Raw genomic sequence first — 14,858 nt, forward strand, 5'->3', positions numbered from 1 at the left:
CTCGAGGCAAGATCGAGCAACAGCAAGTCATCCGCCAGCCTTGGAGGTGCGAAATGAACAACGAGAATGGGCGCGTTGTCTTCCAATTGCTGGGACCGGTGTCCGCGCACCTGAACCACCAGCCGGTGATGCCGAGTGCACCCAAGCAGCGTCAGATCCTCGTGCTGCTCGCGCTCAACGCCGGGCGGGTGGTCACCACACAGACGCTCGTGGAGGAGCTCTGGGGGGACCAGCCGCCACGCAGCTCCGCCACCACTCTGCAAACGTACATCCTTCAGCTGAGGGCCAAGCTGGCGGCGGCTGCCCGGGACCGGACGTCGGCGAGGCGCGTGCTCGAGACCAGGCACTCCGGCTACCAGCTCGATGCGCAACTGTGCGAGACCGACGTGGCGGAGTTCGACAACCTGGCACGTGCAGGCCGCCGAGCAGTGGACGCGGGAGATCCGCGGGCCAGCTCCGAACTGCTGGGTTGCGCGCTGGCACTGTGGCGCGGGCCGGCCCTCGTGGACGTCCCGGCCGGCCGGATCCTGCGCGCGGAGGTGGGACTGCTCGAGGAGAACAGGCTCGGTGTGCTGGAACGCCGGATCGAAGCCGACCTGGCCCTCGGCCGTCATGCGGACCTGCTGGGAGAACTGACGATGCTGGTGGCCAGGCACCCGATGCACGAGAACTTCTGCGCCCTGCTGATGACCGCCTATTACCGCTCCGGGCGCGCCGGGCACGCGCTGGAGGCATTCCGCCAGATACGTGCCGTGCTCCGGAGCGAACTGGGGGTGGAGCCGGGTCCGCGGCTGCAACGGCTCCACCAGGCCATCCTGGCCGGAGCCCTCGACTCCGAGCCGGTCTGGCTCGCCTCGTAGGCCGACCCGCCCGACGACCCCGTCGCCGCGCCGGGCCCCGCGGCGATCCGTCGGGACGGGAGCGCCTCAGCGCTCAGGCCGGCCGTACCCGTACCGGCAGGCCGTCACGGATCCGGAGCGACAGCATGGCCTCGGGTACCGGGTCGGCCGGACCGGCGAACTCGAACCGGAAGCGTCGCGCGACCATGGCCGCGACGAGGGTCGCCTCGAGCATGCCGAGATGGCTTCCCACACAGACCCGCGGGCCCGCCCCGAAGGGTATGTAGGCGTACCGGTGCGCGACGGCCGGGGCGTCGGCCGCGAACCGTTCCGGCCGGAACCGGTCCGGCTCCGGCCAGAAGTCGCGGTGCCGGTGCAGCGTGTAGGGGCTGATCATCACGTCCGCGCCGGCAGGGATCGGATATCCGCCGATCTCGTCCGCGGCCAGGGCCACCCGCGGCAGCCCCCACACCGCGGGATAGAGCCGCATCGTCTCCTGGATGACCATCGTGGTGTACGGCAGGCCGGCCAGGTCGGCGTACCCGGGTGTGCGGTCGCCGAGCACCGCGACCGCCTCGGCATGCATCCGCTCGGCCGCTTCCGGATGGCGGCTGAGCAGATACCAGGCCCAGGACAACGTGCTGGCCGTGGTCTCGTGCCCGGCGAGGAGCATCGTCACGATCTGGTCGCGCAGCCCGCGCCAGCGGGCGTCGGCGTCCTGCTCGCTGTCGGCGGCGCGCAGCAGCACCGACATGAGGTCTGACCCGTCCGTACCCGGGCCAGGGCCGCGGGACCCGACGAGTGTCCGCACGGCGTCCTCGATCTGCCGCTTGGCGGCGCGGAAGCGGCGGTGGCGCCGCAGCGGCAACCACAGCGGCAGTGCGCCGAGCGTGACCATCTCGAACATCGCCTGTTCCTGCGCGGTCTCGAACGCGGTTCCCAGGAAGCTCAGGGGGCTCAGGTCGGCGTCGAGCAGGGTCCTGCCGAGCACATCCATCGTGAGTGCCGTCATCTCCTCGGCGAGATCGACGACGTTTCCGGTCTGCGCGTCCAGGCGCTCGGTCAACTGGGCGCCGGCGTCGGCCACCACACCGGCGAATCCCGCGATGCGCTCCCGACGGAAGGCGGGGGAGATGAGCCGGCGCTGACCGCGCCACGTTTCGCCCTCGCTGGTGAGCAGTCCGTCACCGAGAATCCGCCGTCGGGCTTCGGCCAGGCCGAGCCCCTTGTGATAGTTGGCGGCGTTGTCGGCGAGCACGTGTCTGGCGTGATCGGGGTGGTTGAAGAAGTAGAGGGTCTTGGGACCCATGGCGAACCGGACCACGTCGCCGTACTCGTTCGCCGCATCGGACAGCAGGGCCAGCCGGTCGCCCCACAGCTTGCGCAGCAAGCCAGGTGTCGCCCATGGCGGTGGCCCGGGGAAGGTACGCCGGCCGCTCGTTCGCCGATCCGGATCCCGCGGTGCCTGGTCCGCGCGGTTCCCAGTCCTCATGTCAGCTCCCGCGGGTGGTCGGAGAACCGGGGCGCGAGCGGCCGGGCCGTCCCGGGCAGCCGGGGTGCGAGTCCCGGCTGCCCGGCCGGCCTCACGCCCGGCCTCCGGTGCCGGTGCCCCTGCCGGAGGTGGCGGGGGCGACCGCGTAGGCACGCAGCGCCGAGGCGAGCTGTGGCGGTACCGGTGCCGGAGTGGTGGCGCCGTCGACCACACGCATGCACGCCACTCGCTGACGGCATCGAGCCACCAGATCCTCCACTCCGTCACGTACCCGCACGATGTCGAAGGCGAGGCCGATCTGGGTCTGAGTCAGTTCCCTGAGCCGCATCCTGATCGACACCTCGTCGAAGGCGGAAACCTCGGCGAGGTATTCGCACTCGGACTCGATCGGGCGAAGCTCCAGGTCGCCACTCAGCTCGTCGAGCACGCGCGGAGCGTGCTCGAGCAGGAACATCTCGCGACACCGGCCCTGCCAACGCGCGTAGTTGACGGTGTAGACATTGCCGACGAGGTTCGTCTCCTCGAAGCCGACAACGTGCCGGTATTCGTAGTAGTTCTTCCTCACTGGCCGCCTCCGTCAGTCGCTTACGCAAATCAAAGGCGCGAACACCCCCGGGTCGCCGGCTGTGTCGCAGATTGTTCTGCCCGCTGATCTGGGACCACGATGCGCGCAGGCCGTGCGCCTCTTCATCTCGGACCTTGCTCACAGAAACAGCAATCTCCGATTACTCCGAGTCGCGACATCCGGCTAGCGTCAGCCGTCGGGCGCCCTATGGCAGCCAGCCCGAGTCGTACGCCATCTTGACCGCGTCGACCCGGTTGCGGGCGTGCAGCTTGGTCACGACCGTCGTGAGGTAGTTGCGGACGGTCCCGACCGACAGATGCAGGGCAGAGGCGATCTCGGTGGGGTTGGCGCCCTTGGCCGTCAGCCGCAGCACCTCGTGCTCCCGCGTGGACAGCGGGTTCTGGCCGCAGTCCCACGCGGACAGGGCCAGCTGCGGGTCGATCACCCGGCGACCCAGGGCGACGGCGCGGATGGCGTCAGCCAGGTCCTCCGGAGGGGCGTCCTTGAGCAGGAAGCCGGACACCCCGGCGGCGAGCGCGCGGCTGACCGTCCCGGACCGGCCCAGGCTCGTGAGGATGAGGGTACGACAGCAGGGCAGCTTGGCCCTGAGCTGGGCTGCCGCCGACAGGCCGTCCATGCCCGGAAGGTCGACGTCGAGGACCGCGACATCGGGCCGGCAGCGCAGCGCCGTGGAGAGGATGTCGGTGCCGTTCTCAAGGGCCGCCACCACCTTCAGGTCCCGCTCCAGTTCGATGAGGGCCACCAGCGCCCCGCGGACCATGGCGACGTCCTCGGCTAGCAAGATCCGCAGCATGCACAACTCCCTCAATTCACGCCGCCGGCCGACGCGGCGCCGACGAGGTCCATCGATTCCGGCGTGACCGTGCACCCACGCCCGCGTCAGCTTGGGTGGCGATCTTCGCGAGCACGTGGAATCGTCCGTCACCGCGCACCGTTGCGCTCAATGTGCCGCCGACTGCCTGCAGTCGGAAGGCGAGATTCTCCAGCCCACCACCGTCGCGGTAGGTGCGTGCGGTCCGTGGCACCCCGTCGTTGACCACGGACAGAGTGATGTGTCCATTGGTCTGTTCGGCCGTGACCCAGCAGTTCCGCGCACTGCTGTGCCGGAGGATGTTCGTCGTCAGCTCCCGCAGGAGCATGGCCAGGACGGAGTCGACCTTGTCGGGCAGAACTCCGCAGTTCAGGTCGACCCGCGCTGTGATGTCGGCGCTGGCGAACAGCGAGGCCACGGCCGCCGCCTCCTGGGCCAGTGAATTGTTGCGGTACCCCTGGGCGACCTGCCGCACCTCGGTGACGGCCTGCCGGGCCATGGCGACCACGTCCCGCAGTTCACCGCGTGCCTTGGCTGGGTCGCTATTCATGAGCCGTCCGGCCAGCTCGGCCCGGAGCGTGATCGCGGCCAGGCTGTAACCGAGCAGATCGTGCAGGTCCCGGGCGAAGCGCATCCGTTCCCTGATCACGGCTAGCTGTACCACCTCGGTGTGCGTGCCCTGCGCCTGCTTGACGGTGCGGGTGAGGCGGCACATGGCGAAGATGGTCAGGCCGACGGCCAGGCTGGTGATGGCGAGGTAGCCGGCGTCTCGAACTCCCAGCCCTGACGTCAGGGCGGCCGCGAACAGGCTCACGATGACGGCGGTGAGCGGCGCCCAGGCGGCCCGACCGGGTATCACCAGCAGCACTGACGCTGCGAGGAATCCCCCCGATCCGGGCCAGGCCGCACCGACGACCAGCAGCGGCAGGTAGGTGGCGAGGCCCTCGACGGCCAGGAGGCCCATTCGCTGCCACGGTGGACGCGACGCGGTCTCTCTGAAGTGACGGGCCTGCAGGACGGTCAGGGTGGTGACCACGGCCAGACTGGCGGCCAGCCGCCGCGGCGGCACGGGCACGGCCAGGATCGCACTGATCTGCACCGCGAACAGCACGCCGAGGATCACGGCCCGTAGGCGTGCCACCACCGGCGACTTGTCCTCGCGTTGCGACTCCTGTGCCGACGGCATGTAACTGATCGGCTTCATGGCATCTGTGATGTCATTCGGAAACCCCCGAAACCAGGTCTTCGTGGATGGTCCATCGACGCTTTCTGCAATTCCGTCGAAGGCGCTGTGGGCCTGCGACGAGGCGGCCGGACCGCTGGTGTGCTCGGGCCGGCGCTCAGGTGTCGACGGTCAGCACACGATGTGCGTCCACCCCAGGTCGTCGGGGATACGGCCGTATTGGATGCCGAGCAGTTCGTCACGGAGGCGCAGGGTCACCGGACCGGGGCGACCGTCGCCGATCGTCCACTCGTCGTTCGCCCCGCGTACGCGCCCGACCGGCGCGATGACCGCCGCCGTGCCGCAGGCGAAGACCTCGGTGATCAGGCCGGCCTCGCACTGCTTACGCCACTGCTGCACGTTGATGCGCCCCTCGTTGCGGCCGAGGCCGAGCCGCCCGGCCAACTGGAGCAGCGAATCCCGCGTCACCCCGGGCAGGAGCGTGCCGGTCAGCGCGGGGGTCATGAGCGATGAAGACTCGCCGTCCGCTGAATGTTGGACGAAGCAGAGATTCATCCCACCCATTTCCTCTATCCAGGTGTGCTCGACCGCATCCAGCCAGACAACCTGGTCGCAGCCCTGCTCGACTGCCTCTCGCTGCGCGAGGAAGGCGGCCGCGTAGTTGCCGCCGGCCTTCGCGGCCCCGGTCCCGCCGGGCGCGGCGCGGGCGTACTCCTCCGACAGCCACACGGTCAGTGCCCGCGGGCCGGTCCGGGTGCTGAAGACGGCAGATGCCGGGCAGGCGATCACGCAGAACAGGTAGCTGCGCGCTGGGAGCGTGAACCCCAGTGTGGGCTCGGTCGCGATCATGAACGGGCGAAGGTACAGGCTGGTGCCGTCACCGTTGGGTACCCACTGTCGGTCCTGCCGGACGAGCAGTTCGACGGCTCTGACGAAGGTGTCGACCGGGAGCTCCGGCATCGCCAGTCGCCGGGCGGAGGCGTTGAACCGGGCGGCGTTGCGCTCCGGGCGGAACAGCGCGATCGAACCGTCCTGCTGGCGGTACGCCTTCATGCCTTCGAAGATCTCTTGCCCGTAGTGGAAGACGGAGGCCGACGGCGGCAGAGCGATGTTCTGAAACGCTTCAAGTCGCCCGTCGTGCCAACCCCGCTCGGCGTCCCAGCGCAGGGTGACCATGTGGTCGGTGAACACCTTGCCGAAGACCGGTGCGTTCAGTATCTCCCGTCGGTCCAGCTCCGACATCGGATTGCGGATTGGACGCACGTCGAAATCTATTATGACTACTGCCCTCCCCATCAGACCATGCACTGCGTGCAGTTGGTGACCATTCCCCCGAGTAATCAGTCACCGCAGTCTATTCGACGCAAATAATTCCTCTTCGTCCGTGGAACCGTGGGCCGTCCAGCTCACCGGCGTAAAACGCTGACAATTATTCTCCGATTAGTCAATTGCGCCGGGCGATGCTCCTGGTGGCCGGATAGTCCGATTTGCACCGATCACCTCCCTCTCCTGGGCTCACAGGTCGTATCGAACTACCTCTACATCCATCCTAGATCGAGTGGCGTTCTTGCGTCGAGTCCCGTTGATCGGATCGCGGCCGGCCGTCACCTCCTGGTTTTCCGAGAATGGCCAGGTCAGAGTTGGTGGGGAGATTCTCTCCGGCCCGATTTGCGGGTTGACCGGCAGCTGCTGGGTCGTGGAGCCGCTTCGGTGCCCCGGTCGGCCGGGGCTCCGCCTGGGCGGCCGATGCTTCTGTCGATTCGTCCGTTTGTCCCGATTTCGGCATCTCTTGCGGACCACAATCGGAAATAGATGGTCATCGCTACCGCTTCCCGCATTTTCCTCCTCCGTGCTCCTCAGGAAGGAGTGTCAACAACTTTGCGCCTCTCCCGCAGGGCCGCGCGCGTCGCGCCGAGCTCTCGTAAATTGCCTGCGCGGGGGAAGCGGACGGCCGGAGCTGCGATTCGGGCACGGGAAACTACTGCCATTCAGCGCACTCAGGAGGTGGTCCGCCCATTGCTCCAACCGGTACGGCTCTCAACGAGCTCGGTCGGTATTTGATCATCACTGGGTCGTGTTCTCGTACGGGGCGGGCGTCATTGATATCGCGGCGCCCGTCGTCGCCGACGGCAGGCGCCGTAGACGTCATCATCGTGACCGGAAAGGCCACGGTGGGTGGCGGTGTGGTGACAGTTGAAGATGGCCGGCTTTTGATCGGTGCGCCGGCAAGATCGACGGCCGGCGGTCGGGAGCAGCGTCGCAGTTGCGGCCCGCGATGCGGTCGTCGCTGAAAGCAATGGTCGGCGTGCGGCCGGGTGTTCCAGATCGGTGCACGGGGGCCTGGGATGTACAGCTGGACACATGAGTCGACAACCCGGGCGGGTCATTGTGTAAAGGGGGCACGAGTCGGACTCGAGATCCAGGTGGCGTCCGCTGGGCCGAGCTGATCGGCGGCACCATCGTCGTCGCGTTCTGCGGTTCAGCCGGTGCGGAAACCGTTTCTCCCGCGCCGGCGCCGGGCCAGGACGAGACGGTGGGTCGTAGCCGGCCACGGCACACTGTGGATGGTTGGACGGGAAGCTTCCGCACCTCAGGCGGTCTCTGCCCGGGCGGAGCGGCGCGACGACCCGCCGACACTATGTCCGGGAATCCGCAGGACGACGTGGCATGGAGGTGCGCCGGCGAACCCCCGCGCCGCGGAATGCGGGCCGCGCCTACGCCACCGACAACGCCGCCCGGATGCGGGCAGCAACTGCCGTTGGCGCGGAGCGATCCGACGACGTGGCATTTGTGGTCCACCGGTTTCGGCAACAAGGAGAAGCGTGGCCAGGCGCGACGCGGACACTCGCCGGGCGGCTGGGTGCCGACCGGATCACACCGCTGTAGGCATGAAAGATGCTGACAGCCCGGTGTGATTTCCCGGCGAATGTCTTCAGCGCCGAGGACGACCGGATAAGCCGGCACGGCCGCAGCTTCGCCAGCCGCCTCTCGCCACGCTGTGATCCATCGTTAACGTCGGTGTGCCACCAACCGTCGGATCGGCGTATCAGGCGGCATCTCGTCACTGTCTTGTGCTGCGAGCCGTACTCGATCTCGGGAGCCGACGGTCGCATCCGTCGGCATGCCGGAAACATGGCCCCCCCATGGCCAGGTGACCGAACCTGACTAGCGCGAATGCGCTACGTAGTTGCCATCGTCGGCATGGCGGCGAACTGTGGACCAGGACCGGTTCCTCGTTAAGAGCAAAGGTGTCCGAACAGGGGACCGGCGCACGTGAGATCACCGATCCCGGCATCAGAGTGGATCTTTTCCACGATGACAGCGCCACGGCGATGACGGTGGCGGGCTGGAGGAAACTCGCTATTCAAGATCTGCAACCGTGGTCGGGCCGGTCATCGTGGCCGCACCGCTCTCGGGGGGCGCGGAGTGGTATTCGTGGGTCACCGTACCCCCGGCGCAGGGCGTCCGGGGACAGACGTCCGGACGGCCTCCCTCATCCGTGCGTCTCCTTGTCCGCGTGCCTTCCGCGTGACGGCTCGCTGCTCACCGCAGCGCCTCTGCAACGATGCGCGCGACGGCGGGATCGGCGAGCAGCGCCGCGCGGGACACCGGGAGGCGGTGGTCCTCGACGCCGAACCCGGCGGGCAGGTCGTGGTGTTCGGACACGATGACCGTCTCCGTGCCGCCCCGCGCCGCGCCCGCGCGTCCGGCGGTGACCAGATAGCTGAGGAAGGCGCCGAACCGCTCCGAGAATCCCTGGCCCACCTCCTCGCCGGCGTCCAACATGTCGCACACGGTGTGGACGACGTCGTCGTACACGGCCTGCAGGCCGCGCATCGCCTCGCCGAGCGCCGCGGGAGGCTGGGTGCCGATGTCCGTACCGAGGGGACGGGTGAGGCCGTCCGCGGTAGCGAGGGCAGCCCGGATCTGGTCCTCCGACAGCAGTCCCGCGTAACCCTCCACCGACGTGGCGAAGAGGTCTTGGATCAGGGCGCCGTCGACGTGGCTCGGGTCGAGCAGCACGACCGGGGGCTCGGGCAGGCCGCTCCTGCGCAGCAGGTCGGCCGCTTGTCGGGCCAACGCGCTGCCGGCGCAGTAGCCGAGCACCCCGCAGACCTCCAGCCCGGCGCTGGCGACGTCGTCGAGCCAGCGGCTGAGGCAGCGGTGGGGATCCGTGCCGGTGACCGGGTCGCCGGTCTGCGGAGCGAACACCGGCTCCCACACGACCGGCTCCGGTGCGAGGTTGGCGACCAGGTCGCTGAAGCCGGCCTCGCGGCGTCCGGGGCCGAAGTCCACGGCGAGCAGGACGCGATCGCTGGGGCCTGGGGCGAGAACCCGCCACGTGGTGTGCATCGTCATCTCGATTCGTTCGTCCGGGCAGCCGGTGCGCCGAGCCCGGCGGGCACCACATAGGCCACCAGCTGGCGATTACCGGACCCGTCGTCGCGGGTCACGACCACGGCCTCCTTCACCCCGGGGTGCCGGCGCAGCAGGCTGGCGATCTCGTCCACCTCGATCCGGTGACCCCGGATCTTGACCTGCGAGTCGGCCCGCCCGAGGAACTCGAAGTCACCGCCGGGGCGCAGCCGGACCAGGTCGCCGGTCCGGTAGAGGCGCTCCGCGCCGGTCTCCGGCGGCCCGGTGACGAAGCGCTGGTCCGTCAGGCCCGGCCGGCCCCGGTAGCCCAGTGCCAGTCCGCTCCCGCCCAGGTACAGCTCGCCCACCACACCGGCCGGCAGGACATCCCCGTCGGGGTTGAGCACCCAGGCCGAGGTGTTCTGGATCGGGCGGCCGATCGGCACGGGCTCGTCGTCAGGTCCGGGGCGTAGCGGGGCGATCAGCGACCAAACGGTCGTCTCCGTGGGGCCGTACATGTTCCACACCTCGGAGGCGGCCTCGCTTAGCCGGTTGGCCAGCGGACGGGTGAGCGCCTCGCCGCCGCAGAGCGCCAGACGCAGGCGCAGGTGCGCCGGGGCCAGGGTCAGGATGCCGTCCCAGGTCACCGGCGTCGCCTGCAGCACGGTGACCCGCTCCTCGGTGATCAGGTCGAGCAGGCGCTGGGGGTCGCGCGCGTCCTCCGTCGAGGCGAGCGCGATCCGTGCGCCCACGGTCAGGGGGAGGAACAGCTCCAGCACGGAGATGTCGAAGGACGGGCTGGTCAGGGCGAGCATCACGTCGTCCCGGGTCAGCCCAGGCCGCAGCGCCATCGAGGTCAGGAAGTTCACCACCGCGCGATGCGGAACGTTCACCCCCTTCGGCTGGCCGGTGGACCCGGAGGTGTAGATGACGTACGCGGAGTCCTCGCCGCTGCCGCCCGCGGTGGCGGTGAGCGGCGCGCCGTCCGCGGCGTCGCCGTCGGCCTCGTCCAGGACGACGACCGGCGTGCCGAGGGCGGTGAAGGTGTCCGGCGCGGTGGCCGGGCCGGTGACGATCACCTGCGCCCTCGCGTCGCGCAGGATGAACTCGACCCGGCGGCGGGGGTACGTCGGATCCACGGGCAGGTACGCCGCGCCCAGCTGCCAGCTCGCCAGCATGGCGAGCAGGGCCTCGACGGACCGGTCGAGGTGGACGGCGACCACGTCACCGCGGGTCACCCCTTGCCGCGCCAGCCGATCGGCGAGCCTGCCGGCGTGCCTCCCCAGCTCCGCGTAGGTGAACCGGCGCCCCCCGCTGTGTACCGCGGGCGCGTCGGGATGCCGGTCGATCGAGGCGAGCACCAGGTCCAGGGCGCTGCGTACGTCGGGCAGGGGCGTGCGAGGCGGCGCGCAGAGGCGGAGGAGTTCCCGACGCTGCTCCTCGGTCACCAGGCTGAGCCGGTCCACCGGGGTGTCCGGCGCGGCCATCCCGTTGCGCAGCAGGTTGACCGTGTGCTCCAGCAGAAGGGTGGTGGTGGCCTCTTCGTAGAGGTCCGCGCTGGCTTCCAGGTTCAGCTGCATCCGCTGGTCGGGCCCGGCGACCACGATCATTTCGAGGTCGGTCTGGATGGCCGCGGAGGCCAGTGGCAGCCGCCGGCAGTCCAGTTCGGGTACGTCGGCGAACGCCTGGGCCGATCGGGAGGCGTTGTTGAACAGGACCTGGTAGACCGGGTTGTACGCCAGGCTCCGCTCGCGGCCGAGTTCGGCCACCACGGCGGTGAAGGGTGGGCGCCGGTGCATCATGGCCGTCAGGCTCTCGTCGCGTACCCGGGTGACCAGCTCGGCGAAGCTCGTTCCGGCGGGCAACTGCACCCGTAGCGTCACCACGTCCATGAAGAGGCCGATCAGGCCGCGCAGTTCCGCGCGGTCCCGTCCGGACACCGAGGTGCCCACCAGGATGTCCCGTTCCCCGCTGTGCCGGCTCAGGGTGGCCACCCATGCGGCCGACAGGACCATCGCCGGCGACACCCGGTGCAGGCGGGCGAACTCCTGCAGCGCGGTGACATCGTGCTCGGTGAGTGACGCCTGCGCTCCGTACGACGACAGCGTCGGTCGGCTCGGGCGCGGGGCGGCCCCCGGCATGGTGAAGACGGCAGGGGCGTCGTGCAGGCGCGCCCGCCAGTAGGCGAGATCCTCGGCCCAGGAGCCGTCCGTCGCGGCGGTCCGTTGCTGCTCGACGTGCCGCTGATAGGTGGTTGGCAGGTCCGCCGCCGGCCACCGGCCGCCGTCGCGCAGGGTGGCATAGGCGTCGGAGAGTTCGTCGAGGAGCACGCCCAGGCTGGCTCCGTCCGCGACGATGTGGTGCAGGACGACCATGAGGACGTGGTGGTCGTCGGCGATCGGGAAGAGGGTCATCCGGAACAGCGGTAGCTCGGAGAGATCGAACTTCGCCGCGATCTCCACCTCCGCCCGGCTCCTCCAGTCATCGAGCGACGCCACCGGCACCACGCGCAGCGCGGGCGGTGCGGTGTCGTGCACCGTCACGAAGGGACGGCCGTCGCGTTCGTGGAAGGTGGTCCGCAGTGACGCGTGCCGTTCCACCACGGCCTCGGCGGCGCGGCCGAGCACCGCCGGATCGAGCGGCCCCCGGATCTCGTAGGCCATGGTGAGGTGGTGCATCAGCGTGTCCGGCAGCAGCTGCTCCAGAAGCCAGATCCGCTCCTGCCCGAACGACGGCTCGATGGTCGACGTCACGAGTCCCGCCTTCCCGCGCCGGCCGGTCCCACAGCCGCCGCCTCCCGCACCCGCGCGGCGAGCGCCGCCACGGTGGGCTGCTCGAACAGGTAACTGGCCGGTACACCGACCCCGTACGTCTTGCGTACGTGCGCGATCACCCGCATCACCTGCAGTGAGTTGCCGCCGATCCGGAAGAAGTCGTTGTGGACGCCCACCTGGTCCCGGTTGAGCAACTGCCCCCAGAGCCCGACCAGATCCCGCTCCAGGTCGTCGCGGGGCGAGCCGTCGGCCCGCGACTCGACCGTGACCGCCGGCAGGGCGTTGAGATCCACCTTGTGGTTGGGCGTCTGCGGCAGGGCGTCCAGCGTGACGATCGCCGACGGCACCATGTAATCGGGCAACAGCTGACGGAGGTAGTTGATCAGCTCCTCTTCCAGCACCTATTCATTCCTTCCGGTGCGAGGATCGGTGGATTCCGGGCCGGCCGCGCCGGGTCTGGCGCGGGTGCCGTCGATGAGCGGGTCCACCGCGGTGGCACCGGCGGCCGGGTCGACCGCCACCACCCGCACCTCCGCCGTGTAGCCGGCGCCGTCGCCATCGGTCAACCAGGTCTGGCTGATGTCCGGCAGCATCTCGGAGATGGTGAAGGTGGTCTGCCGCGCCTCGGCCGTGCGCCGTACCGCCTTGGCGAACAGGTTCACCAGCACCAGGCTGGTGAAGTCGACGAAGACCGGCTTGTCCTCGACCGGCACCTTGTAGAACCCTCGCTCCGGCAGGCCGAGTTCGGCGCGCCAGGCGCGGGCCGCCAGGAACCGGTCCGGCTCCTTCTTGATGGACGCCCAGCGCAGGTCGGTGGCGTCCAGCGTCCAGGACTCGCGGGCGAGCACGAGCCGGTCGATCGTGACCCTGGGCCGGTGCGCGGCCGGTGGCAGCGGTTTGAACCCGTTCACCGTGGCGGCCGAGAGCAGCTCGCCCACCACCTCGAGCAGGTCGAAGCGCCGGGCACCGTCACGGGTCCGGACCTCGAGCCGGCCGTCGCTGCGTTCCACCACGAGGCGCGCCGCCGGCAGCGGCTCTCCCGGGGTGCCGCCGGCGTCCGGATGCAGCGACCAGTACGTGTACCGGGGCGACAGCAACGCCGACGGTGGGTAGGTGCGGGAGTTCACCGCCTCCCAGTGCTTCGGTGAGGAGAGGTACACCCGCCGGTCGCGGTGGTCCGCCTCGTCCGCCCGGAACAGCCAGGACGGGTCCTCGTGTTGCTCGACGAAGAGGCGGCTCTCGACGGTGTTCGACGCCAGGTGCAGTTCGCCGAGGACGAGCAGGAATTCGCCGCGGGCCACCGCCTCGGGCCCGTCGGCGGCGATCATCAGGTCCGGAGCGTGGTGGACGGCGGCCGCCCAGGCCGGCTCCGGCGCGGCGAAGAGCTCGGCGACCCGCTCCGTGATGTCCTCGGCACGCACCTGGTGGCAGGGCGTGTCGGGGGACGGCCGCAGGATCTCCTGCCACCGCCGCTGGAGCTCCTCGGCGACCGTCGCCACCGGTCGTGGCAGCTCACGGAGGGAGAAGAACAGCTGGGGGGTGGCGGCCGCGACGACCGCCGCCAGCGACGGTGGGGCGTCGCCCGACCGCGCGCGCACCAGCTCGTACGCCTCGTCGAACACCTTGCGGTACTCGCGCGTCACCTCGGCGACGAACCAGCGTGCGCTCTGCAGCAACAGCGCCAGCGGCGGAGCCAGGGCTTCCAGGACCGCCGCACCGAAGTGGACGTCCACGTCGCGGACGGTGTCCTCGTAGAGGATGGTGCGTCCGGCGTAGGTCTGGCCCGGCCGCCGGGCCGCCTGCACTCCGGCGATCTCCTCGAACACCCTGGCGGCCTGGTCCAGCGCGGCCACGAGCTTCGCCTCGTCACCGGCCGCTGCGGCGACCGCGTCCCGGGCGTGCAGGAGACGGCCCACCCGGGTCAGGACCTGCTCGCGGACCACCGGGTCGCCGACCCTTTCGAGCCGCTCAATCAGCTCCCGCTCGGGGTGGGCGGAGACCGCCACCTCCAGGCCGAGGTGCAGGAGTCCCCGGTCGCGCAGTGCCACGAGCTGGTCGAGGACGTCCTGCTCGGTGCAGAGCTCGGGGTGGCCCGACCAGAGGATCTCCTCGGCGATCTCCCGCGCGGTCCTGGTGCCGTCGCAGAGGCCGACGAGTTCGGCCTCCGCCTCGGTCAGCAGTACCGGCGGCCGGCTGCTGCGATGTAGCGTCCGGCCGACGAGGTCGAACGAGTTGATCCGGCGGGGCGGTAGCCACGGGATCAGCTTCGGGTCCTGCTCCAACGCCCGGGCCACCGCGTCCACCGCCCAGACCTCGAGGTAGGTGGTGCGCCGCGCGAGGAGGTCGGGGCCGGGCGTGACCCGTGTCGCCGCGTCGTCGCTGGACCAGTTCGCCCAGCCCACCGGACCGAAGAAGCCGATGGTGTCGTTCTTGACGCAGTAGCGCTGCCAGTAGCTGGCGATCGCCGACTCGTGGTTGCGGCCCCGGACGTTGCGCGGCTCCCCGGCGGCGGCTTTGTCGACACAGTCGGCGATGAGTGCCCGGTTCTGCCAGGCCACCGCCTCGCGGAACGTCGGGTCGCGGGCGATCCGCCGGATCTGCTCCGACAGCTGGGTCGTCGCGCGTTCGTAGGCGGCCTGGTAGTCGTTGCGACTGCCCTCGCCCGTCGCGCACCGGTCGGCCGCCGCCGCCAGCTCGACGTTGCTGAGGCGGCCGACGTCGGCCGCGGGGAAGCCGGCGCTTCGGAGCACCGACTGCTTCCAGATCGACCAGTCGCTGCCGCCGAGGCGGAGCAGGTGCTCGGCCGTCATCGTCGGC

Annotated in this window: 10 protein-coding genes; 1 reads left to right on the forward strand and 9 read right to left on the reverse strand. The window is 69.9% G+C overall.

Going from position 1 to position 14,858, the window contains the following annotated elements:
• Positions 1-53: 53 nt before the first annotated feature.
• Positions 54-860 (forward strand): AfsR/SARP family transcriptional regulator, encoded by an 807-nt coding sequence (locus GCE86_RS08165; RefSeq protein WP_154226376.1) that lies wholly within the window; start codon positions 54-56, stop codon positions 858-860.
• A gap of 73 nt (positions 861-933) precedes the next feature.
• On the opposite strand, the gene GCE86_RS08170 is transcribed toward GCE86_RS08165, so the two are convergent.
• The 9 genes from GCE86_RS08170 to GCE86_RS08210 form a co-directional block, all read right to left on the reverse strand.
• Entirely contained in the window at positions 934-2,331 is a 1,398-nt protein-coding gene (locus GCE86_RS08170) for a cytochrome P450 (protein ID WP_154226377.1), read from the reverse strand.
• 91 nt (positions 2,332-2,422) lie between these two features.
• A complete protein-coding gene (locus tag GCE86_RS08175; RefSeq protein WP_154226378.1) occupies positions 2,423-2,896 on the reverse strand; it encodes an acyl-CoA thioesterase in 474 nt (157 codons plus the stop codon).
• A 205-nt stretch (positions 2,897-3,101) separates the two neighbouring features.
• Positions 3,102-3,710 carry a response regulator transcription factor gene (locus GCE86_RS08180; protein WP_154226379.1) on the reverse strand — a complete coding sequence of 203 codons (609 nt, stop codon included), beginning with the start codon at positions 3,708-3,710 and terminating at the stop codon, positions 3,102-3,104.
• 16 nt (positions 3,711-3,726) lie between these two features.
• Complete coding sequence (locus tag GCE86_RS08185; RefSeq protein WP_154226380.1) at positions 3,727-4,932, reverse strand: sensor histidine kinase; 1,206 nt, start codon at positions 4,930-4,932, stop codon at positions 3,727-3,729.
• 150 nt (positions 4,933-5,082) lie between these two features.
• Positions 5,083-6,207, reverse strand: coding sequence for a branched-chain amino acid aminotransferase (locus GCE86_RS08190; RefSeq protein ID WP_154226381.1), 1,125 nt, complete (start codon positions 6,205-6,207; stop codon positions 5,083-5,085).
• Between the two features lie 2,247 nt (positions 6,208-8,454).
• The gene (locus tag GCE86_RS08195) at positions 8,455-9,270 is read right to left on the reverse strand and encodes a hypothetical protein (protein WP_154226382.1); all 816 of its coding nucleotides are present in this window, start codon (positions 9,268-9,270) and stop codon (positions 8,455-8,457) included.
• A complete protein-coding gene (locus GCE86_RS31800) occupies positions 9,267-12,020 on the reverse strand; it encodes a non-ribosomal peptide synthetase (protein WP_204342851.1) in 2,754 nt (917 codons plus the stop codon). Before GCE86_RS31800 ends, GCE86_RS08195 begins: the two co-directional genes overlap by 4 nt.
• Positions 12,017-12,442: a phosphopantetheine-binding protein gene (locus GCE86_RS08205; RefSeq protein ID WP_204342850.1), complete on the reverse strand. Its 426-nt coding sequence runs from the start codon at positions 12,440-12,442 to the stop codon at positions 12,017-12,019. The genes GCE86_RS31800 and GCE86_RS08205 overlap by 4 nt, the downstream gene beginning before the upstream one ends.
• Positions 12,443-14,851, reverse strand: a complete 2,409-nt coding sequence (locus GCE86_RS08210) for a lantibiotic dehydratase (RefSeq protein ID WP_154226383.1) — start codon at positions 14,849-14,851, stop codon at positions 12,443-12,445.
• Between the last annotated feature and the right edge of the window lie 7 nt (positions 14,852-14,858).

The sequence above is a fragment of the Micromonospora terminaliae genome (assembly GCF_009671205.1).
GTDB lineage: Bacteria > Actinomycetota > Actinomycetes > Mycobacteriales > Micromonosporaceae > Micromonospora > Micromonospora terminaliae.